Source organism: Telluria sp. AZSoR62, assembly GCF_058111565.1.
This window is the reverse complement of the sequence record NZ_JBYTST010000292.1, coordinates 1-275: the sequence shown is the minus strand read 5'-3', so window position 1 is coordinate 275 and position 275 is coordinate 1. Positions and strand designations below refer to the sequence as shown.

Below are 275 nucleotides of genomic sequence, written 5' to 3'. Positions count from 1 at the left end.
AGGAGGCGGCGGACGGTCAGATGGCGAAGCTGGCGATCGCCGGAAAGCGACCGGGCGCCGGTGAGCCAGACGGCGTCGGGCTCCCGGCGGAAGACATTGACGCCGCCCAGGTGCAGCTCGTCGTGGCGGGTGTCATCGAGGCGGTCGGTCACGTCGACGACGCCGGACGCCGGTTCGTTCGCGGGCCCCCTCGGCACCCCGGAGCGCCGCTCGCAGCGGGCAATGATCCCGGCAGCCGCCGCCGACGGCGGAATATCACTCAGCGGAAGACCGGG

At 73.1% G+C, this 275-nt stretch carries 1 protein-coding gene; it reads right to left on the bottom strand.

What is annotated here, in order from left to right:
- On the bottom strand, positions 1-254 hold a 254-nt coding region (locus tag AC3XQU_RS23850), incomplete at its 3' end, for a phage tail sheath subtilisin-like domain-containing protein (protein ID WP_489876609.1).
- Positions 255-275: the final 21 nt, after the last annotated feature.